The 20,716-nt window shown below is 65.8% G+C and carries 21 protein-coding genes and 1 riboswitch; of the genes, 11 read left to right on the forward strand and 10 right to left on the reverse strand.

What is annotated here, in order from left to right:
- The first annotated feature begins 78 nt into the window (after positions 1 to 78).
- From ACVI1L_RS20660 to ACVI1L_RS20675, 4 genes are all read left to right on the forward strand, one after another.
- A complete protein-coding gene (locus ACVI1L_RS20660) occupies positions 79 to 1,158 on the forward strand; it encodes a branched-chain amino acid aminotransferase (protein WP_168856574.1) in 1,080 nt (359 codons plus the stop codon).
- A 273-nt stretch (positions 1,159 to 1,431) separates the two neighbouring features.
- Entirely contained in the window at positions 1,432 to 2,946 is a 1,515-nt protein-coding gene (gene hisS / locus ACVI1L_RS20665) for a histidine--tRNA ligase (protein ID WP_456783648.1), read from the forward strand.
- 119 nt (positions 2,947 to 3,065) lie between these two features.
- On the forward strand, positions 3,066 to 3,269 hold the full coding sequence (locus tag ACVI1L_RS20670) for a tautomerase family protein (protein WP_018269806.1): 204 nt from the start codon (positions 3,066 to 3,068) through the stop codon (positions 3,267 to 3,269).
- 115 nt (positions 3,270 to 3,384) lie between these two features.
- Positions 3,385 to 3,795, forward strand: coding sequence for a thioesterase family protein (locus ACVI1L_RS20675; RefSeq protein WP_057016658.1), 411 nt, complete (start codon positions 3,385 to 3,387; stop codon positions 3,793 to 3,795).
- Between the two features lie 123 nt (positions 3,796 to 3,918).
- Here the strand turns inward: ACVI1L_RS20675 and proC are convergent, their stop codons facing one another.
- Entirely contained in the window at positions 3,919 to 4,749 is an 831-nt protein-coding gene (gene proC / locus ACVI1L_RS20680) for a pyrroline-5-carboxylate reductase (RefSeq protein WP_076825528.1), read from the reverse strand.
- 179 nt (positions 4,750 to 4,928) lie between these two features.
- Positions 4,929 to 5,429 (reverse strand): type III secretion system chaperone family protein, encoded by a 501-nt coding sequence (locus ACVI1L_RS20685; RefSeq protein WP_016844492.1) that lies wholly within the window; start codon positions 5,427 to 5,429, stop codon positions 4,929 to 4,931.
- 441 nt (positions 5,430 to 5,870) lie between these two features.
- Positions 5,871 to 6,024, forward strand: a riboswitch (FMN riboswitch).
- A 78-nt stretch (positions 6,025 to 6,102) separates the two neighbouring features.
- Here ACVI1L_RS20685 and ACVI1L_RS20690 point away from each other — a divergent pair.
- Positions 6,103 to 6,684 carry a 6,7-dimethyl-8-ribityllumazine synthase gene (locus ACVI1L_RS20690; RefSeq protein ID WP_057016614.1) on the forward strand — a complete coding sequence of 194 codons (582 nt, stop codon included), beginning with the start codon at positions 6,103 to 6,105 and terminating at the stop codon, positions 6,682 to 6,684.
- A gap of 104 nt (positions 6,685 to 6,788) precedes the next feature.
- The gene (locus ACVI1L_RS20695) at positions 6,789 to 7,595 is read left to right on the forward strand and encodes an SDR family NAD(P)-dependent oxidoreductase (protein ID WP_076825526.1); all 807 of its coding nucleotides are present in this window, start codon (positions 6,789 to 6,791) and stop codon (positions 7,593 to 7,595) included.
- Positions 7,596 to 7,748: 153 nt separating this feature from the next.
- Here the strand turns inward: ACVI1L_RS20695 and ACVI1L_RS20700 are convergent, their stop codons facing one another.
- The 7 genes from ACVI1L_RS20700 to ACVI1L_RS20730 form a co-directional block, all read right to left on the reverse strand.
- A complete protein-coding gene (locus tag ACVI1L_RS20700; RefSeq protein WP_028344316.1) occupies positions 7,749 to 8,702 on the reverse strand; it encodes a ribose-phosphate pyrophosphokinase in 954 nt (317 codons plus the stop codon).
- A 179-nt stretch (positions 8,703 to 8,881) separates the two neighbouring features.
- Entirely contained in the window at positions 8,882 to 9,502 is a 621-nt protein-coding gene (locus ACVI1L_RS20705) for a hypothetical protein (protein ID WP_076825524.1), read from the reverse strand.
- 102 nt (positions 9,503 to 9,604) lie between these two features.
- Positions 9,605 to 10,537, reverse strand: a complete 933-nt coding sequence (locus tag ACVI1L_RS20710; RefSeq protein ID WP_057016611.1) for a MerR family transcriptional regulator — start codon at positions 10,535 to 10,537, stop codon at positions 9,605 to 9,607.
- Between the two features lie 136 nt (positions 10,538 to 10,673).
- Positions 10,674 to 11,441 carry a peptidoglycan editing factor PgeF gene (gene pgeF, locus ACVI1L_RS20715; protein ID WP_456783649.1) on the reverse strand — a complete coding sequence of 256 codons (768 nt, stop codon included), beginning with the start codon at positions 11,439 to 11,441 and terminating at the stop codon, positions 10,674 to 10,676.
- Complete coding sequence (locus ACVI1L_RS20720) at positions 11,438 to 12,496, reverse strand: class I SAM-dependent methyltransferase (RefSeq protein WP_456785572.1); 1,059 nt, start codon at positions 12,494 to 12,496, stop codon at positions 11,438 to 11,440. Before ACVI1L_RS20720 ends, pgeF begins: the two co-directional genes overlap by 4 nt.
- A 99-nt stretch (positions 12,497 to 12,595) precedes the next feature.
- Positions 12,596 to 13,438: a prolipoprotein diacylglyceryl transferase gene (lgt, locus tag ACVI1L_RS20725; RefSeq protein WP_456783650.1), complete on the reverse strand. Its 843-nt coding sequence runs from the start codon at positions 13,436 to 13,438 to the stop codon at positions 12,596 to 12,598.
- Positions 13,439 to 13,453: 15 nt separating this feature from the next.
- Positions 13,454 to 14,188: a dienelactone hydrolase family protein gene (locus tag ACVI1L_RS20730; protein WP_168856578.1), complete on the reverse strand. Its 735-nt coding sequence runs from the start codon at positions 14,186 to 14,188 to the stop codon at positions 13,454 to 13,456.
- A gap of 177 nt (positions 14,189 to 14,365) precedes the next feature.
- On the opposite strand from ACVI1L_RS20730, the gene ACVI1L_RS20735 reads away from it, so the two are divergent.
- The 4 genes from ACVI1L_RS20735 (at position 14,366) to ychF (ending at position 17,445) form a co-directional block, all read left to right on the forward strand.
- Positions 14,366 to 14,626 (forward strand): accessory factor UbiK family protein, encoded by a 261-nt coding sequence (locus ACVI1L_RS20735; protein ID WP_050384261.1) that lies wholly within the window; start codon positions 14,366 to 14,368, stop codon positions 14,624 to 14,626.
- Between the two features lie 269 nt (positions 14,627 to 14,895).
- Complete coding sequence (locus ACVI1L_RS20740; protein WP_168856580.1) at positions 14,896 to 15,618, forward strand: 50S ribosomal protein L25/general stress protein Ctc; 723 nt, start codon at positions 14,896 to 14,898, stop codon at positions 15,616 to 15,618.
- Between the two features lie 55 nt (positions 15,619 to 15,673).
- Positions 15,674 to 16,288 (forward strand): aminoacyl-tRNA hydrolase, encoded by a 615-nt coding sequence (gene pth / locus ACVI1L_RS20745; RefSeq protein WP_253624882.1) that lies wholly within the window; start codon positions 15,674 to 15,676, stop codon positions 16,286 to 16,288.
- 59 nt (positions 16,289 to 16,347) lie between these two features.
- Positions 16,348 to 17,445 carry a redox-regulated ATPase YchF gene (gene ychF / locus ACVI1L_RS20750; RefSeq protein ID WP_057016605.1) on the forward strand — a complete coding sequence of 366 codons (1,098 nt, stop codon included), beginning with the start codon at positions 16,348 to 16,350 and terminating at the stop codon, positions 17,443 to 17,445.
- A gap of 379 nt (positions 17,446 to 17,824) precedes the next feature.
- On the opposite strand, the gene ACVI1L_RS20755 is transcribed toward ychF, so the two are convergent.
- Positions 17,825 to 18,100, reverse strand: a complete 276-nt coding sequence (locus tag ACVI1L_RS20755) for a metal-sensitive transcriptional regulator (RefSeq protein ID WP_018269815.1) — start codon at positions 18,098 to 18,100, stop codon at positions 17,825 to 17,827.
- Between the two features lie 65 nt (positions 18,101 to 18,165).
- Between ACVI1L_RS20755 and ACVI1L_RS20760 the strand changes: the two genes are divergently transcribed.
- Positions 18,166 to 20,559, forward strand: coding sequence for a heavy metal translocating P-type ATPase (locus ACVI1L_RS20760; protein ID WP_057017025.1), 2,394 nt, complete (start codon positions 18,166 to 18,168; stop codon positions 20,557 to 20,559).
- Positions 20,560 to 20,716 lie beyond the last annotated feature (157 nt).

The following is a 20,716-nucleotide window of genomic DNA, read 5'->3' on the forward strand; positions in this document are numbered from 1 at the left end:
CAGCCGAGCCTGATGGCTCCGGGGGAAACAGGCCGGCGCCGGGTATCGCGCCGGTTCCGACAGCGGAAAGCAAGAAAAATGACTTTGAAATTTGACATCCAGCCTTCGCCGAATGCGACGTCCGACAAGGATCGCGCGGCGAAGCTCGTGGACCCCGGCTTCGGCCGGGTCTTTACCGATCACATGGCGATCGTCCGCTACAGCCAGGGCAAGGGCTGGCACAGCGCCCGCGTCGAGGCCCGCGCGAATTTTCCGCTCGATCCGGCCGGCGCGGTGCTGCACTACGCCCAGGAAATTTTCGAAGGCCTCAAGGCCTACAAGCGCGACGACGGCGGCGTGAACCTGTTTCGGCCGGACGCCAATGCCCGCCGCTTCCATGATTCGGCCGAGCGCATGGCGATGGCGCCGTTGCCCGAGAATTTGTTCATCGATGCAGTCGAGCAGCTGGTGCGGATCGATCGCGCCTGGATCCCGGGCGGCGAGGGCAGTCTCTATCTGCGGCCCTTCATGATCGCGAGCGAGGTCTTCCTCGGCGTGAAGCCGTCGGCCGAATACATCTTCTCGGTCATCGCCTCGCCGGTCGGCTCCTATTTCAAGGGCGGCCCTGCGCCGGTGTCGATCTGGGTGTCGGAGAATTACACGCGCGCCGCGATCGGCGGCACCGGCGCCGTCAAGTGCGGCGGCAACTACGCCGCCAGCCTGCGCGCGCAGGCCGAGGCGATCGAACGGGGCTGCGACCAGGTCGTGTTCCTCGATGCGGTCGAGCGCCGCTACATCGAGGAGCTCGGCGGCATGAACGTGTTCTTCGCATTCGACGACGGCTCGCTGCTGACGCCGCCGCTCGGCACCATCCTGCCCGGCATCACCCGCGACTCGATCATCGCGCTTGCCAAGGATGCCGGCACGCGCGTGCGCGAGGAGCCCTATACGATCCAGCAATGGCGCGCTGACGCCGCCAGCGGCAAGCTGAAGGAGGCGTTCGCCTGCGGCACCGCGGCCGTCATTTCGCCGATCGGCAAGGTGTGCTCGGCGAGCGGCGACTTCCAGATCAGCGGCGGCGTGGCCGGCCCGGTCGCCATGGGCCTGCGCAAGAAGCTGGTCGACATCCAGTACGGTCGCACCAACGACCCGCATAACTGGATCAGGAACGTCGCCTGACGCGCGGGCTGTACGGTAGGCACTCTCTCTCGCTCCCTCGCCCCGCTCTTGCGGGGAGAGGGTGGCGTGAGGGGCTGCTTGCGCAAACATGGTAAGAGCACGGCTCGCGGAGAGTCCCCCTCACCCGGAATTCAAGCTACGCTTGAATTCCGACCTCTCCCCGCAAGCGGGGCGAGGTAAGAGCGGCCGGATACCTTGCTCCGCGCCGCCTCGGCTGGTAACCCGGCGTATCTTTGTAAGCTACCGCGGCTTACAGACCTTGCAGCGCATGACATGGCCGAGAAACCCAAAAAACCCCAGAAACTGAAGGCGCGCCTGCCGCGCGGGCTGGAAGATCGCGGCCCGGCCGCGATCAATGCCACGCGGGCGATGGTCGAGAAGATCCGCGCCGTCTACGAGCTCTACGGCTTCGAGCCGGTGGAGACGCCGGCGATGGAATACACCGACGCGCTCGGCAAGTTCCTGCCCGACCAGGACCGGCCCAATGAGGGCGTGTTCTCGTTCCAGGACGATGACGAGCAGTGGATATCGCTGCGCTACGACCTCACCGCGCCGCTGGCGCGCTATGTCGCGGAAAACTTCGACGCGCTGCCGAAGCCTTGTCGGTCGTATCGGTTCGGCTATGTCTTCCGCAACGAGAAGCCCGGTCCCGGCCGCTTCCGCCAGTTCATGCAGTTCGACGCCGACACGGTCGGCTCGGCGACGCCGGCGGCCGACGCCGAGATTTGCATGATGGCGGCCGACACGATGGAAGCGCTCGGCATTCCGCGCGGCTCCTATGTCGTGAAGGTGAACAACCGCAAGGTGCTCGACGGCGTGCTCGAGGCGATCGGCCTCGGCGGTGAGGAGAATGCGGGCCGCCGTCTCACGGTGCTGCGCGCGATCGACAAGCTGGACAAATTTCCCGCCGACGAGGTTCGCAAGCTGCTTGGTCCCGGACGATGGGATGGCGGCGAAGAAGGCAAGGGCGACTTTACCAAGGGCGCCGACCTGAGCCCCGCGGATGCCGATATCGTCCTGGCCGTCACGCAGCAGCGCGACGATTGGCGAGAGGCAATTGCTGCGGCGGAGACCTATCTGGCGAAGAGCGAAGTTGGTCAGGCCGGCGTGAGCGAGCTCGAGGAGATCGCCAAGCTGGTCGCGGCGTCCGGCTATGGCGCGGATCGCATCCGCATCGATCCCACCGTTGTTCGCGGCCTCGAATACTACACCGGCCCGGTCTACGAGGTTGAGCTGCTGCTCGACACCAAGGACGAGAAGGGGCGCCCGGTGCGATTCGGCTCGGTCGGTGGCGGTGGCCGCTATGACGGCCTGGTCTCGCGCTTCCGCGGCGAGCCGGTGCCGGCAACGGGCTTCTCGATCGGGGTGTCGCGCCTGCAGGCGGCGCTGACGATGCTCGGCGAGCTCGACACGCGGGCCGAGTTCGGCCCTGTCGTCGTCACCGTGTTCGACCGCGATCGTGTCGCCGACTACCAGAAGATGGTCGCGCAGTTGCGCCAGGCCGGCATCCGCGCCGAGCTCTATCTCGGCAATCCGAAGAACATGGGCAACCAGCTCAAATATGCCGATCGCCGCAACTCGCCCTGCGTGATCATCCAGGGCTCGGACGAGAAGGCGCGCGGCGAGGTGCAGATCAAGGATTTGATCGAAGGCGCCAAGGCCGCAGCTGCGATCGCCTCCAACCAGGAATGGCGTGAGACGCGTCCGGCGCAGTTCTCCTGCGCGGAGGCCGATCTGGTCGTCAGGGTCCGCGAGGTCCTGGCGCGGCATGACGTGGCGTGGGGATAGCCATTCGCTTGTGACGTCATGCCCGGCCTTGTGCCGGGCATCCACCTCTTGTTTGATGCGCGGCGACGTGAATGACCGGGAGGAGCCCGGCCATGGCGACAACAAGAGGGAGAGCAACAATGCCTGAGATCACCGTGAGCATGGCCGCCGGCCGCACCGACGAGCAGAAGCTCGGCATGATGCGCGACATCACCCAGGCGCTGGTGAAGAATCTCGGCGTCGATGCCGACGCGGTCGTGATCCAGATCAACGAAGCGCCGCTGCATCACAAGATGAAGGGCGGCAAGTCGTTCGTCGAGCGCGCGGCTGCGGCGAAGAAGTGACGCGCGAAAGCGCGTCATCGCGGGGCGCGCATTAGCGCGAGCCGGGGATCTCGATCAAAATCTCCAGATTCCGGGTTCACGCTTCGCGTGCCCCGGAATGACGAGCAAGGCATCCATGGACGCACGCGACTTCATCAGGATCGGCATGAGCGCCGAGCGCATGCTCGTGGTGCCGCCGGAGCGCACCGTCGGGCATTTCGTGCCGGGCATGCCGATGGTCTATGCGACGCCGATGATGATCCTCGAAATGGAGATGGCGTCGGGCGATGCCATTCGCGCCGCGCTGCAGCCCGGCTGGGTCACGGTCGGGACCGAGGTCGATATTCGCCATCTCGCCGCCGCGCTGGTCGGCGCCACCGTGCGGACGACCTCAAAAGTGATCGCGGTCGAGCGCCGCGTGATCCGCTTCGAGGTCGAGGCCTTTGAGGGCACGCGCAAGCTCGGCGAAGGCCGCCACGCCCGCGGTCTGATCAATGTCGAAAGCTTCAACAAGCGGCTGGCCGGGACGTCGGGTTCGGCGCAGTAGGCGGCCTGTGTCGTTGGTCCGGCGAACTCGTCATGCGCGGGCCTGACCCGCGCATCCATCAAGGAAGAAAGCGTCCTTGTTCGATGGATTGCCGGGTCAAGCCCGGCAATGACGGTGCATGCGCTACTTCGCCAATTCCCTTGAGCGCCTTGCCGCGGCGGCAATCGCGCGGGTCATCAGTGGCTGCATGCCGTCATTGGCCATCAGCACCTCGAGCGCCGCGGCGGTGGTGCCGCCGGGCGAGGTGACGTTCTGCCGCAGGGTCGCCGACGGCAGATCCGAGCGATGCAGCAACTCGCCGGAGCCGGCGACGGTCGCCCGCGCCAGCGTGGTCGCAAGCTGCTCGGGCAGGCCGGCCGCAACGCCGGCGCGCGCCAGCTCCTCGGCGAGCAGGAACACATAGGCAGGGCCCGAGCCGGAGACCGCGGTCACCGCGTCCATCAGGTTCTCATCGTCGACCCATTCGACGAGCCCGGTCGCTTTCAGCAACGCATCGGTCATCGCGCGCTGCGCGGCGGTGACGTGCTTCGACGGTACAGCGACGGTGATGCCGCGGCCGATCGCCGCCGGCGTGTTCGGCATCGCGCGCACCACCGCGCCGCCGACAACCTCTTCCAGCGCTGACATGGTCGTGCCGGCCATGATCGAGACGACGAGTGTCGAGGGACCGACGAAGGATTTCAGTGCGGCGCCGGCGTCGCGGAACGATTGCGGCTTCACCGCGACGACAAGCGTGTCGACCGTGCCGAGATCCTTCGCCTGCGGATTGAGCCGCACGCCCTTTGCGGCAAGCGCGGAAATCTCCGGCGAGAGATGCGGGTCGATCACCGCGACGCGCTCGGGTGCAAGGCCCTGCGCGAGCCAGCCGGTCAGCATGGCGCCGCCCATCTTGCCCGCGCCCGCGAGCGCGATGGTGCCGGAAGTATTCGTCAGTGCGCTGCTGGATGTGCTCACAGGTGACTCCGCAAACTCTCACGTCGTCCCGGCGAAGGCCGGGACCCATAACCACAGGCGGTTCTAGTGAGGCACGCGATCAGCCACAAGCAGTTTGCTTAAGCCCAGGGGCCGCGGAGTATGGGTCCCGGCCTTCGCCGGGACGACGCCGAGCGTGTGGGAGCGCTGGAGCGAAATCCTTACGCCTCGCCCTCGGTATCGAACATCGCCGCGGCCATCGCCTCGGCGGTCGACTTGCCGGCCCACACCACGAACTGGAACGCCGGGTAGTAGCGCTCGCAGGCGTGGATCGCGTTGACCACCATGGCCTCGCACTGCGCGGTGGAGGCGGTGAGGCCGCCGGGCAGCACCAGCGCCTGACGATGCATCACCATGCCGGTGTGGGTCCACAGATCGAAATGGCCGACCCACAATTGTTCGTTGATCGCAGCGACCAGCCGCTGCACCTCGGCGCGGCGCGCCTGCGGCATCTTCATGTCGAAGGCGCAGGCGAGATGCAGCGCCTCGATCTCGCCCATCCAGGTGAACGAGAGCTGATAATCGATCCAGTCTCCCTTGGAGACGATCGTCACCTCGTCTTCGCCGGAACGCTCGAACGCCCAGTTGTTGTCGGTGGCGATATCTTCGACCACCGCAAGCGGGTTATTCCGGGAATCGATAATGCTTTCGAGGAGGGACATGCCGTCTCGGACCTTGTTCTTATGATCGCTTGATACGCACACGGAAGCCGGCACTTGCGACATACTGCGTCGTGGCCGAGTGCAGTTCCTTGACCGGGCTTCCGGATGCCCCTGGACCTGACGCCGATGAAGTGATGTGATTTGCGGAATCCGCGCAACCGCACGCCGAGTCCGTCCACAGCCAAAGCGCGCATCGTCCACAGCTGATCTCCGCCACATCTGTGATTTTGAGAACAAATCGGAATCTAAGCGTTTGCGTAACGCTTTGTTAACCATTTGCCGGCGCTTCGCCGCGCCTGTGAATCAGCTGTCGGGCCCTCGCATCAACCTCGCAGAGCCGCAACGCGCTCATGGGGACATGCCGTTTCCCCATGCCAAAGGCCTTGCCCGGCTGTCGCGCTTTGGTCATATTTCGTCTCAGGCACGTCCATCCCGGGCGTGCCGAGTTCTCAGGGCGGGGTGAAAATCCCCACCGGCGGTAAGGGTGATGAGCCCAAGCCCGCGAGCGCCTTCCTCCGCGAAGCCGGGAGAAGGGTCAGCAGATTCGGTGCAATTCCGAAGCCGACGGTTACAGTCCGGATGAAAGAGAACGGTTGCGGCAGCCAACGCGATTTTCGCGTGGGCTCGTGTCGTTGTCCGTGTGCCCTGATTCTGGTCCTGAAAGAGGAAAGCCATGAATCAGATGTTGCAAGACCAAGACGTTCAAGCTTCTCAAGTCCAAACCCCCCAGGCAGAAAGCGCTCCCGATACGCCGGCCATTCCGCCGACGCCGGAGCATCCGCACTTCGCAAAGCCGCAGCGTGTTGCCTTCGTACAGTCGTCCTGGCATCGGGACGTGGTGGAAGAGTGCCGCATCTCCTTCCTGAAGGAGATCGAGGCGAGGCACATCACCAATGTCGATGTGTTCGAGGTGCCGGGCTCGTTCGAGATCCCGCTGCATGCCCAGCTGCTGGCGAAGACCCGCCGCTACACCGCGATCGTCGCGGCCGGGCTCGTCGTCGATGGCGGCATCTACCGCCACGAATTCGTCGCCGACACCGTGATCAAGGCGTTGATGGATGTGCAATTGCGCACCGAGGTGCCGGTGTTCTCGGCGGTGCTGACGCCGCAGCAATTCCACGAGACCGAGGTGCATTACGAGTTCTTCCGCAAGCACTTCGTCATCAAGGGGATCGAGGTCGCGGAAGCCTGCGCCAACACGCTGCTCAGCCTCGAGCGTCTGCGCGGCCAGGTCGCGGCGGGGATTCCCGGCTAGCATCGGCGGAAAAGCGATTCCGGCATGCGTGCCGGGATCGCTCTCGCCCGCGGCGCGTTCGGTTATGCTTGCGGCATAAAACCAAAACGCGCGGGAGGCGCCCCATGACCGAACAACATTCCTCCGACTGGCTCGGCCTGTCGGGCCGCGTTGCCGTCGTCACCGGCGGAGGCGGCGGTATCGGCCGCGCTACCGCGGTCAGTTTCGCGCGGGCCGGCGCCAGGGTCGCCGCGCTCGATCGCGACGAGCGCTCCCTCGCGGAGACCAAGGCAAAGCTTGGCGAGTTCGGCGACGGTCATCTCGTCGCGACCTGCGACACGACCAGCGAGGACAATGTCGCGGCAGCCGCCGACGCCGTCGCGCGCACGCTCGGCGCTTGCGACATCCTCGTCAACACCGCGGCGGTGCTGCGCCCGGGCGGGCTCGACACGCTGCCGCTCGCGGAGTGGAATGCGGTGCTGGCGGTCAATCTCACCGGCTATTTCATCTGCGCCCAGGCGTTCGGCCACCAGATGCGCAAGGCCGGACGCGGCAGCCTCATCCACGTCGCCTCGATCGCTGCCAGCAATGCGCAGGGGCAGAGCGGCGCCTACAGCGTCAGCAAGGCCGCGGTCGTCATGCTCTCGCAGCAACTCGCCGCCGAATGGGGGCCGCATGGCATCCGCAGCAATGTGGTGAGCCCCGGCCTTGTCGTGACGCCGATGAGCCAGGCCTTCTACGACACGCCAGGGGTCACCGAGCGGCGCACCGCCGTGGTGCCGATGCGCCGGATCGGCGCACCGCAGGACATGGCGGACGCGACCCTGTTCCTAGCCAGCGACCGCTCGTCATACGTCAATGGTGAGGAGATCATCGTCGATGGCGGCTATGCGCGGACGCTGATGAGCCACGTTCCACGGCCGGGGTTCTAACGCGTCTGGCGCCACATACTTGGTGTCGTCCCTGCGAAGGCAGGGACCCATAACCACGAATGTTTGTTGTCACGAAAGCTGGGGCCACAGTGGCTCTCCACAATGGAGGCCTGTGGTTATGGGTCCCGGCTTTCGCCGGGACGACAGTGGGGCTTAATCGAACAGGCTGGAAACCGACTCTTCCGCCGCGGTGCGGCCGATCGCTTCGGCAATCAGTCCGGCGATCGAGATCTGGCGGATGTTCGGTGCCTTGTTGACGGCTTCCGTCGGCAGGATCGAGTCGGTGATGACCAGTTCCTTCAGACGCGACGAGGCGATGCGCGCGGCGGCGCCGCCGGACAGCACGCCGTGGGTGATGTAGGCCGAGACTTCCTTGGCGCCGTGCGCGATCAGCGCCTCGGCCGCATTCACCAGAGTGCCGCCGGAATCGACGATGTCGTCGACCAGGATGCAGTTGTAGCCGGCGACGTCGCCGATCACGTTCATCACCTCGGACTCGCCGGGGCGCTCGCGGCGCTTGTCGACGATGGCGAGCGGGGTGTTGATGCGCTTGGCGAGGCCGCGGGCACGCGCCACGCCGCCGACGTCGGGCGACACCACCATCACCTTGGCGAGGTCGAACTTTTCTTTGATGTCGCGCACCATCAGGGGCGCCGCGAACAGGTTGTCGGTCGGGATGTCGAAGAAGCCCTGGATCTGGCCGGCATGCAGGTCGAGCGTCATGACGCGGTCGACGCCGGCGTGCGAGATCAGGTTGGCGACCAGCTTGGCCGAGATCGGCGTACGCGAGCCGGACCTGCGATCCTGCCTGGCATAACCGAAATAGGGCACCACCGCGGTGATGCGGCGCGCCGAGGAGCGGCGCAGCGCGTCGGTGATGATCAACAGTTCCATCAGATTGTCGTTGGCCGGAAACGACGTCGACTGCAGGATGAACATGTCCGAGCCGCGGACGTTCTCCTGGATCTCGACGAAGATCTCCATGTCGGCGAAGCGCCGGACCACGGCCTTGGTCAGTTCGATGCCAAGTCCCTTGGCGATGTCCTGCGCCAGCGCAGGATTGGAGTTGCCGGCGACGAGTTTGATTGATCCGTTCTTTGCCGACATCGATGCTTCCCCCCGCGCCTTGCTGGATACGACGTTCAGCATCTCAAGTCCTTACAGAACCGGCGGGTTTTCGGTGCGCGAGGGAATATCAGGCAGGCGCATCCGATGGCAACCCATTAGCCGGGCTTGGCCGCCGTTTTCCTGGGCAAAAAACGCATTTCCCCGGGCGATAACGGGGTTTAGTCGGCGGAATAGCCGAGCGCCACGGTCTCGGGCGCGGCGGCGGCCGGGGCGCTTGCCACCGTGGGCCCGCGGAGGTCCGGTGCCGGGGCGGGCGCGGGGCCGTCCGCCGGGCCGCCATTGATCATGCCGGACAGGCCGCTGAGGCCGGCCTGGGCGATCTTGCGCAGCACCAGGTCGTCGGCGGCGGCCCACGCGTCGCGGCCGGCCTTGCCGGCGGGCTCCTCGCCGGAGAGCCGCAGCGCGCGTTGCTGGTTGCTGTCGTAGACGTCCCACACCCACGCGATCATGGTGCGGCCGCGCACCACCTGAGCCGACAGATAGCTGCGCACGCGATAGGCGGCAGCGCCCTGGCGCGACACGATCGACAGGCTGCGCAGCTTGGACTCGCTGTCGAGCACGCCGACCATGCGGTCGAACACCTGGGGCGGCGGGCCGTCGATCGATTCGAACGCAACCGTTGCGCCGCTGCTTGCCGGCGTGGCCATGGCGTAGGAATCGGCCACGTTGCCGCCGGCCGCGCAGCCGCCAAGCGCGCACGCGATCGCGAGCCACGAGCATGCGATCGCGGCACGCACGGCTGTCCCAGTTTGAAACTGGCGGTTCGACGCTTCCCTCATTGCGTCCTGCGATATCGTTAAAACGGCTTAACGTCTAGGGCAGGACGGCCACAGCGCTTAACCGATCCGGGCGGCGCGCCGCGAGGTTTCGGATTTCCCTGCTCAGTCAGAGAGATGGTGCCGCATGGCTGCAGTGATCCAGGCCCATTCGCGGTTCGGGCTCGCGTCCGGCGATTGCCCGCGCATGATGGCGACGAGCTCCCAATAGCGCGCCGCACGGGCGTCGTGCAGGGCATATTTGCCGCGGATCCAGTTGCGGAATTCCAGATCAGGTTTTCGCTTCAGCAATCGCGCCGATGTTTCCAGCCAGTCGCGGGCCAGCGCCTGGCCCACCTCCGACGTCGGGCCGAGGTCGGTCGCGATAATCTCCTTGGCTCTCGCCAGCACGGTTTCGTTGGCCGCTTGCCAGGCGGTGAGATCCAGCACGTGGTGATTCCAGACGTCCTCCGCGTTGGCGCGGATGTTGGCGACGAGGGAAGGGTCGTTGAGCATCTCCGAAAGCTCGATCCAGGCATCGCACTGCTCGGGCGTCGGCTCGTCGGGCAATTCGGGCACGCTGGTCTCGATCATCTGCCGGATCCATTTCCGGTCGATGTTGATACCGTCGGACACCTTCTCGAAAAAGCGTTCGACGACGTTGCGGCGCTCGGCGCGGGACAGCTGCGTCATGGTCAAAAATCTCCTCAAGTCTGCTTCGGTGAGTTGCGGTGAACGCAACGCAGCCCGCAGGGCCGAGGCGACGCGGCGCTGTGCCGCGATCTCCGCTTCCAGCGTCTCGAGGCGAAGCTGCAGCGCCTCGACCAGCGAGAGTTCCTTGGTCAGGACCTCGCGGATAGCATCGAGACCGAGCCCCGCATCGCGCAGACAGCGGATCAGGTCGAGGCGAACCAGTTCGTCGTCGGTGAAGACGCGATAGCCGCTCGCGGTGCGGCCGGCCGGCGGCAGCAACCCCTGGTCCGAATAGAAGCGGAGCTTGCGGACGGAAATTCCGCTGAGCCGTGCCGCCTCGCCGATGCTGTAGGTGCGTTGTGTCATGCGCCGCTTGTCCGGTCTCCAGCAGGTGGAGAGTCAAGACGCTTGTCGCACAAAAATCGCCAGATTTTATCTTGACGCGTTTTCTTCACCGCGAACCGGTATCCACTTCGCGGGAAAACGCGTTGGATGCCCGGCGTCAGCCTTCCAGCGCGATGGCGTGAACGAGCCGGCCGTAATCGGCTTCCTTGCGATGCACGGAGCGGCGGTAGCTGAAGCAGCGCTCGTCGGAATAGGTGTCGATGCCGAGATCGTCGATCATCAGCACGCCGGCATTTTCCAGCCGCATGCGGATGAAGCCGGCAAGATCGAACATCGCGTGTCCGTCGCGTTCGGCGGGCATGAAGAACATGCCGTTCTCCGCATCGGCCTCGATGAAGCGTTCGACGAATTCGTTGCCGACCTCGTAGGATTCCTTGCGGATCAGCGGGCCGATGGCGGCGACGATGCCGCCGCGCTCGGCGCCGAGCTTCTCCATCGCGTCGATGGTCGATTCCAGCACGCCGGTCAGCGCGCCCTTCCAGCCGGCATGCGCCGCGCCGATCACCCGCGCATTGGGATCGACGAACAGGATCGGGCCGCAGTCGGCCGTCGTGACCGATATCGCAAGGCCCTCGGTGCGGGTGACGAGCGCGTCCGCCTTCGGGCGCGCGGCGCCATTCCATGGACCGGTCACGGCCACGACGTCAGGCGAGTGAACCTGATGCACGCTGACGAGGTGATCGAGCGGCACGCCGAGCTGCGCCGCCATCCGCCGCCGGTTCTCCGCGACCTTGGCTGGATCGTCACGCGAGCCGAGCCCGCCATTCAGCGCGGCATAGATGCCCTCCGACACGCCGCCCTCGCGCGAGAAGAAGGCATGGCGCAGGCCCGGAATGGACGACAGCAGCGGTGATCCCAATGTCATTCTTCGGTCTCGTCAGGCTGATCGCTCAATCCGGCGATCGAGGTGAGGCGTGGGTCGGAGATGGCCATGACCTTGAACATCGAGCCCATCCCGCCGCGTCCGGAATCGGTCAGGCGCTTCAGCGCACCGGCAACGTCGGCGGAGACTTCGGGGCTTGCCTTCGCCATCAGCCCGGCCGCACGGGCCTCGACGCCGAGACGCTTGAGGAAGTCACCCTGCGTCGCCGGTCCGTGGACGCGCGCGCCGACATCCTCGGCGGCCCGCGCCAGGGCCTGGAAATCGACATGCGCGGTCACGTCGGCCTGTCCGGGGTTCTTCAGCGGGTCGGCGAAGCTGTGGCGCGCGATCGCCTGGAAGGTGTCGCCGGCGTCGCTGCGCAGATGGCCGTAATCGATGATCAGCGCGGCGCCGTCCTGGTCGCGCAGCCGCGTGGCGAGCTTCATGATCTCGTTGTCGGGCCGCCATTCGAACACTGCCCCGAGTGGCGCGGCGCGCACCAGCGGCGGCAGCAGCACCTCGAAATGCGGTGTCGGCTCGGGCGCGGGCGCGAAATACAGGTTGCCATTGGCATCCATCCCGACCGTCCGCTCGTGCCAGCCGGTCTCGCGGCGGACCATCTGGTGGATCGGCAGCACGTCGAAATATTCGTTGGCGAGGATCACCGCCGGTCCCTCGGGCACGTCGTCGATGTTGTCGTGCCAGGTGATGTTGCGCACGCCCGTCAGCGTGGCGTACTGCTTCTCGCGCAGCACCGGGTTGACCTCGACGAGGTGGATGCTGAGCGACTGGTAGAGCGGCGGCAGCACGCGCAGCGCACGCAGCGCGTCGGACATCATGGTGCCGCGGCCGGGCCCGAGCTCGATCAGGCGGAACGTCTCCGGCGAGCCGATCGCGCGCCAGATCGAGGCGCTCCACAGCCCGAGCAGTTCGCCGAACATCTGGCTGACCTCGGGCGCCGTGGTGAAATCGCCCTCGCGGCCGAGCGGATCACGCGACAGATAGTAGCCGTACCGCGGATGCATCAGGCACAATTCCATGTAGCGCCAGACCGGCATCGGCCCGGACAGCTTGATCAGCTTCCTGATCTCATCCAGCAGCGGGGAGGGTTCGTTCACGGCCTTCCTTGGATTGCACTTGCTTTGGATTGAACTTGTTCAGGTTGAACTCGGTGCCGGACCGTTCGCCCTGCGGCGGACGGCGGCCGTGATGATGATAACGCCCACGATGATCATTGGCACCGACAGCAGCATGCCCATGGTTAGTCCGCCCCACAGGAATCCGAGTTGCGGGTCGGGCTCCCTGAAGTGCTCGCCGATGATTCGGGCAACGCCATAGATCGTGATGAAGCTGCCGAGGATCAGGCCGGGACGCTTGAGCGCACCCATCCGGATCATGATCGCCAGCGCCGCGAACAGCACGATGCCCTCGAGCCCGGCCTCGTAGAGCTGGCTCGGATGCCGCGGCAGCGGCCCGCCATTAGGGAAGATCATGGCCCAGGGCAGGCTCGGATCGGCGTGACGGCCCCATAATTCGCTGTTGATGAAATTGGCGAGCCGGCCGAGGAACAGCCCGATCGGCGCGACCGCGGTGGTGATGTCACCGAGCGACAGGATCGGGATGTTGTTGCGGCGGGCAAACAGCATCACCGCGGCGACGCAGCCGAGGAAGCCGCCGTGGAACGACATGCCGCCCTTCCACAATTCGAGGATTTCGCCCGGATGCGCGATGAAGAAGGGCAAATTGTAGAACAGCACATAGCCGGTGCGGCCGCCGACGATGATGCCGATGGTGACCCAGAGGATGAAATCGTCGAGCTGCGGCAGCGTGATCGGCGCCGGGCCGCCCCACAGCCGCTCCTTCTTGATCAGCGAGCGAGCGTAGATCCAGCCCAGCACGATGCCGACGATGTAGGCCAGCGCATACCAGCGGATCACGATCGGCCCGAGCGAGAGCGCGACGGGATTGAACACCGGAAACTCGATCAGCAGGAACGGCATCGTGCGTCTTGAGGCTCAGCCCACGAGGTTGCGCCGGTAAAGCGCGAGGAGCCGCTCCCAATGGCGTTCGGCGGCGTCGCGGTCATAGACCGGACGCTTGGGGAACGCAAAGCCGTGATGCGTGCCGGGATAGATCTCGACCTCGTTGTTCGATCCCTTCATGCCGGCCTTCACCTGCTCGATGATGTCCTGTGGCGCGTAGATATCGGTCTCGGCGCAGGCGAAATAGAGTTCGGCCTTTGTCTTTTGCGCGGCAAGATGCGGACTGTCGGGCTGGTCGGTCGCCAGATGCGTGCCGTAGACCGAGGCGGCGGCCTTCACGCGATCGCCGAAATGCGTCGCCGCGTTCACCGCATAGCGGCCGCTCATGCAATAGCCGACAGTGCCGATGATCCTGGTGTTGGCGGCCTTCTGCGTCTCGGCATAGGCGAGCAGGCCCTTGGTGTCTTCCATCACCAGCGGGATGTTGAGCGAGTGCATCAGCTCGAACATGCGCTTGCGCTCGGGCGATTCCGGATCGGGATTGATCGGGCCGAGCTCCATCACGCCGGCGCGGTAATACAAATTGGGCAGCATCACATAGTAGCCGGAGGTGCCGAGCCGGCGCGCCATGTCGCGCAGCTCCTCGCGGATCGCCGGCGCGTCCATGTAGAAGATGACGACGGGGAAGGGGCCGCCGCGCTCGGGATGGGTGATGAAGGTGGTGGTCTTGCCGTCCTTGGTCGGGATCTCGACGGTCTGGTCGATCATGGCGTTTCTGCTCGCGTTATGTGTGCGATTTCTGTTGTGAGTTCATACGATTGCAAGGAAACCCGAGCATGACAAGGCAAGCCTCGGGAGGCCTGCCATTCGCGGCGGACTTGAACCGGATGGCTGAGATCGCCATTGTCTTTGGCGCGAGGCAGTGAACGCGGAGAGTTTTGCGAGATGACCCAGACCAGCAACCGGTTTTTCGATGAGATCGGCCGTCTGATGAACGATGCCGCGGGCGCCGCCCAGGGCGTCAAGCGCGAGGTCGACACGGTCATGCGCAACCAGGCCGAACGGATCCTGCGCGACCTCGATGTGGTCAAGCGCGAGGAATTCGACGCGGTCAAGGACATGGCCCGCCTGGCGCGCGAGGAGAACGAGGCGCTGAAGGCGAGGATCGCGGCGCTGGAAGCCAAGCTCGGCGGTACGGCCGGCTGAAAAGGCCCGGAGCGCAGCCCCGTAGCCCGGATGGAGCGAAGCGGGGCCGGCCCCGCGGAGGCAGTGGTCCCGGATTTCGCTTCGCTCCATGCGGGCTACGATCCTCGCTCGGTAACCCAAGAAAAATCCCTTCATTTCCTTGTCATTTCGGCCCTTTGGGGCTAAAAGCCCGCCACGTCCGCGGCCCCCGCACCCCTGGAGGCTTGCTGTGGACCTGAGCATGGGCCGCGCTGCGGCCTTTAACTTTTTAAATACAAGGACTTAACGCTATGGCGACCGTCAAGGAATTGAAGGCGACCGCGCGTCCGAAGAGCGGCAAGGGGGCCGCCCGGGCAGAGCGTCGCGCCGGGAGAGTTCCCGGAGTGATCTACGGAGACAACCAGCCCCCCGTCACCATCTCGGTCGACGACCGTGAACTGCGCCAGCGCATCCTGGCGGGCCGGTTCCTCACCACGCTGTTCGACATCGATCTCGAGGGCAAGAAGCATCGCGTGATTCCGCGCGACTACCACCTCGACCCGGTGAAGGACTTCCCGGTCCATGTCGACTTCATGCGGCTCGGCGAAGGCGCCACCATCCGCGTCAGCGTGCCGCTGCACGTCGTGAACGCCGAAACTGCCCCCGGCGTCAAGCGCGGCGGCACCGTGAACATCGTCACCCACGCGCTCGAGCTCGAATGCGCGGTCGACAACATTCCGCAATACATCGAAGCCGACGTCGGCAGCCTCGAGATCAGCCACTCGCTGCATCTCACCGACATCAAGCTGCCCAAGGGCGTGAAGTCGCTGACCCGCGAGGACGCGACCCTGGTCACCCTCGTGCCGCCGTCCGGCTACGCCGAAGAGCAGAAAGCTGCGGCTGCGGCTGCTGCCGGTGGCGCTGCTCCGGCCGCGGGTGCTGCAGCTCCGGCCGCTGCGGCGGCTCCGGCTGCGGGTGCTGCGGCTCCGGCCGCGGGTGCCAAGGCTCCCGCCGGTGGCGACAAGAAGAAGTAATCGATCAGGTCGGCGCGCGATCGTCTGATGGCGCGCCGACGCGGGATGCCGCGCCATGCGCCTCTTTGTCGGTCTCGGTAATCCCGGCGCGAAATACGCCAGCAACCGGCACAATATCGGTTTCCTGGCGGTCGATGAGATTGCACGGCGTCATGGTTTCGGACCATGGCGCCGTCGCTTTCAGGGCGAGACCTCCGAGGGCGTCGTCGATCGCGAGAAGGTCGTGCTGCTGAAGCCGACCACCTACATGAACGACTCCGGGCGCGCAGTGCAGGAAGCGGCGAACTTCTTCAAGCTCGCGCCCTCCGACATCACCGTGTTCCAGGACGAGCTCGAACTGCCGCCCGCCAAGGTCCGGGTCAAGATCGGCGGCGGGATCGCCGGCCACAACGGCCTGCGCTCGATCTCCGCGCATATCGGCAACGAGTATCGGCGGGTGCGGCTCGGGATCGGTCATCCCGGCGTCAAGGAGCTCGTGCACAGCCACGTGCTGTCGGACTTCGCCAAGAGCGACCGGGCGTGGGTGGAGGCCTTGTGCCAGGCCGTCGCCGACAATGCCGGCCTGCTGGCTGCGGGGCACGACGCGTCGTTCGCCAACAAGGTGCATCTGACGATGCAGGCCAAAGGATTTTTCGACAAGGGTGAGAACGGCGGCGAGAAGCCGGCCTGATCTCCCTTTCGTCATCGGCACGAGCCCGCCATGACGAACCAGAGATTATTGAGGAAGACATGGGATTCAAATGCGGGATCGTCGGGCTGCCGAACGTCGGCAAGTCGACGCTGTTCAATGCGCTGACCGAGACGGCGGCCGCCCAGGCGGCGAACTATCCGTTCTGCACCATCGAGCCGAATGTCGGCGAGGTGGCGGTGCCCGATCCGCGGCTGGAGAAGCTCGCGGCGGTCGCGAAGTCCGCGCAGATCATTCCGACCCGGCTGACCTTCGTCGACATCGCGGGCCTCGTCCGCGGCGCGTCGCAGGGCGAAGGTCTCGGTAACCAGTTCCTCGCCAACATCCGCGAGGTCGACGCCATCGCCCATGTGGTGCGCTGCTTCGAGGATTCCGACATCACCCATGTCGAAGGCAAGATCGCGCCGCTCGCCGACATCGAGACCATCGAGACCGAGCTGATGCTGTCCGATCTCGACAGCCTCGAGAAGCGCGTCGACAACCTCTCGAAGAAGGCCAAGGGCAACGACAAGGAAGCCAAGGAGCAGCTCGAGCTGGTCAACCGCGCGCTGGTGTTGCTGCGCGACGGCAAGCCTGCCCGCGGACTGGAACGCAAGCCGGAGGAGGAGCGTGCGTTCCGCATGCTCGGGCTCTTGACCTCGAAGCCCGTGCTCTACGTCTGCAACGTCGAGGAAGGCTCGGCCAAGGACGGCAACAATTTCTCCAAGGCAGTGTTCGAGCGCGCCAAGGAGGAGGGCGCGGTCGCGGTCGTGATCTCGGCCAAGATCGAATCCGAAATCGCGACGTTGTCGCGTGAGGAACGCACTGACTTCCTGGAGACGCTGGGTCTGGAAGAGGCCGGCCTCGATCGGCTGATCCGCGCCGGCTACCGGCTGCTCGATCTCATCACCTATTTCACCGTCGGCCCGAAGGAAGCCCGCGCCTGGACCATCGACCGCGGCACCAAGGCGCCCGCTGCCGCCGGCGTGATCCATACCGATTTCGAGAAGGGCTTCATCCGTGCCGAGACCATCGCCTATGCCGACTACATCGCCGGCAACGGCGAAGCCGGCGCGCGCGATGCCGGCAAGCTGCGGCTTGAAGGCAAGGAGTACGTCGTCGCCGACGGCGACGTCATGCATTTCAGATTCAATACCTGAGCATCGATTTCGAGAGAGCTTTCTCCCCATATCGTCCTGGCGAAGGCCGGGACCCATAACCACCGGCCATGGCTATGAAGCACGCTGGGGCCCCAGCTCGCACAAACAACCGCTCTCTGTGATTATGGGTCCCGGCCTTCGCCGGGACGACACTGAATGTGCGGGTGCCGCTCTATCCCCACGTCGTCCCGGGCAAGCGAAGCGCGACCCGGGACCCATAACCACAGGGTCGTGTTGTTGAATCGAGCTGTGGCCCCAGCTCGCTTCATCCCCACGTCCTGTGGTTATGGGTCCCTGCTTTCGCAGGGACGACACTGAATATGTAGAAGCGCTGCTGATCTTTCCATCAGCGCGATTGGCGCGCCGCGATCAACCAGCTCTACCTATCCGCACGGCCGATCACGTCCATCAGCTCGGCGATCTTGCGCCGCTGGTCGGCCTTGTCGCCGGACGAGATCGCATGCTCGACGCAATGCGCCACATGATCGCGCAGCACCTCTTCCTCGACGCGGCGCAGCGCCGCGCGCGCGGCCGCGATCTGCGTCACCACGTCGATGCAATAGCGGTCGTCCTCGACCATGGCGGCCAATCCGCGGATCTGACCTTCGATCCGTTTGAGCCGTTTTAAGCAGGATGTCTTGACCTCGTCTCTCATAGGTCTCATATACCCCCCTAGGGTATCTAAATCAAGAGGTCGGATTACCGGCCGGGAAGAGTTTCGTGGCACACGCAAAGCACGACCATTCGCACGCGGATCATCACCACAATGGCGCGGCCGCGCATTCCTGCTGCGGCGGCAAGCATGATCACGACACGCCGCCGGCCGAGACGGCGTTCGCGATCGATCCGGTCTGCGGCATGAAGGTCGACCCGGCGACCGCCAAGCATCGCTTCAGCTACCAGGGCGAGGAGTACCTGTTCTGCAGCGGCCGCTGCCGCGAGCGTTTCGAGGCCGACCCTCAGAAGTATCTCAAGCCGCGTGAAGAGGAGCCGCCGGCGCCCGCGGGCACCATCTACACCTGCCCGATGCATCCCGAGGTGCGCCAGGTCGGCCCCGGCAGCTGCCCGATCTGCGGCATGGCGCTGGAGCCCGAGCAGGTCTCGCTCGACGACGGTCCCGATCCTGAACTGATCGACATGACGCGGCGGTTCTGGATCGGTCTCGCGCTGACCGTGCCGGTGTTCGTGCTCGAGATGGGCAGCCATCTCGGATTGATGCAGCTGGTGCCGCAGCACTGGTCGAACTGGGTCTCACTCGTGCTGGCGACGCCGGTCGTGCTGTGGGCCGGCGCGCCGTTCTTCGTGCGCGGCTGGCAGTCGCTGGTCACCCGCAATCTCAACATGTTCACGCTGATCGCGATGGGCACCGGCGTTGCCTATGTCTACAGCGTGGTCGCGACGCTGGCGCCGCAGCTATTCCCGCCCGCGTTCCGCGACATGCATGGCGCGGTCGCGGTGTATTTCGAGGCGGCGGCGGTGATCACGGTGCTGGTGCTGCTTGGCCAGGTGCTGGAATTGCGCGCCCGCGCGCAGACCTCGGGCGCGATCCGCGCGCTGCTCGGTCTCGCGCCGAAGACCGCGCGGCGCATCACCGATCATGGCGACGAGGACATCGACATCGATGCGATCAAGGTCGGCGACCGTCTTCGCGTGCGGCCGGGCGAGAAGGTTCCGGTCGACGGCGTCGTCGTCGAGGGCAGTGCGGTCATTGATGAGTCCATGGTCACAGGCGAGTCGATGCCGGTCACGAAGGCCGAAGGCGCGAGCGTGATCGGCGGTACGGTCAACCAGAGCGGCGGCCTCGTGATGCGCGCCGAGAAGATCGGCCGCGACACCATGCTGTCGCGGATCGTCGACATGGTGGCGAAGGCGCAGCGCTCACGCGCGCCGATTCAGCGGCTCGCCGATCGCGTCGCCGGCTGGTTCGTGCCGGCGGTGATCGCCGCTGCCGTGCTCGCCTTCATCGCCTGGACGGTGTTCGGCCCTGAGCCGCGCCTGACCTTCGCGCTGGTCGCCGCCGTCACGGTGCTGATCATCGCCTGTCCGTGCGCGCTGGGATTGGCGACGCCGATGTCGATCATGGTCGGCGTCGGCCGCGGCGCGCATTCCGGCATCCTGATCCGCGACGCGCAGGCGCTGGAGCGGATGGAGGCGATCGACACGCTGGTCATCGACAAGACCGGAACGCTCACCGAAGGCAAGCCGAAGGTCGTGCGCGTCATTGCCGCCGAAGGATTCGACGAGAGCGATCTGCTGCGCGTTGCCGCCAGTGTCGAGCAGGGCAGCGAGCACCCGCTGGCGCAGGCGATTATCGCCGCCGCCGGGGAGCGCAAGCTCGCATCGTCCGCCGTCAGCAATTTCGCCTCGCCCTCCGGCAAGGGCGCGACCGGCACGGTCGGGGGCAGGCAGGTTGCGCTCGGCAACGCGGTGCTGATGGCCGAGCTGAAGATCGCGACGGCAGCGCTCGACGAGGCGGCCGAGGCCGCACGGCGGGACGGCGCGACGGCGATCTATGTCGCGGTCGACGGCCGCATCGCCGGGGTGATCGCGATTGCCGATCCGGTGAAGCCGTCCGCGACCAGCGCGCTGCAGGCACTGCGTGCCGAGGGCCTGCGCATCGTGATGCTGACCGGCGACAACGAGACCACCGCGCGGGCGGTGGCAAAGACGCTCGGCATCGGCGACGTCGAGGCCGGCGTTCTGCCGGAGCGCAAGAGCGAGGTCGTGCAGCGGCTGCGCGGCGAGGGGCGCACCGTCGCGATGGCCGGCGACGGCGTCAATGACGCACCGGCGCTCGCCGCCGCCGATGTCGGCATCGCGATGGGCGGCGGCACCGACGTCGCGATCGAGAGCGCCGGCGTCACGCTGCTCACCGGCGACCTGATGGGCCTGGTGCGCGCGCGGCGGCTGTCGGTCGCGACCATGCGCAACATCCGCCAGAACCTGGCGTTCGCGTTCGTCTACAACGCCGCCGGCGTGCCAATCGCAGCCGGCGTGCTGTATCCGCTGTTCGGCATCCTGCTGTCGCCGATGGTCGGTGCCGCCGCGATGGCGCTGTCTTCGGTCAGCGTGATCGGCAATGCGCTGCGGCTTTCGCAGGTGAAGCTGGACTAGGCGTCCCTTACCTCGCCCCGCTTGCGGGGAGAGGTCGGATCGCATCGCAAAATGCGATCCGGGTGAGGGGGACTCTCCACGAGTCTGTCTCTCGCCTTTTGTGCGGAAGCAGCCCCTCACCCCAGCCCTCTCCCCGTAAGAACGGGGAGAGGGAGCG

Source organism: Bradyrhizobium sp. USDA 4516, from assembly GCF_054055915.1.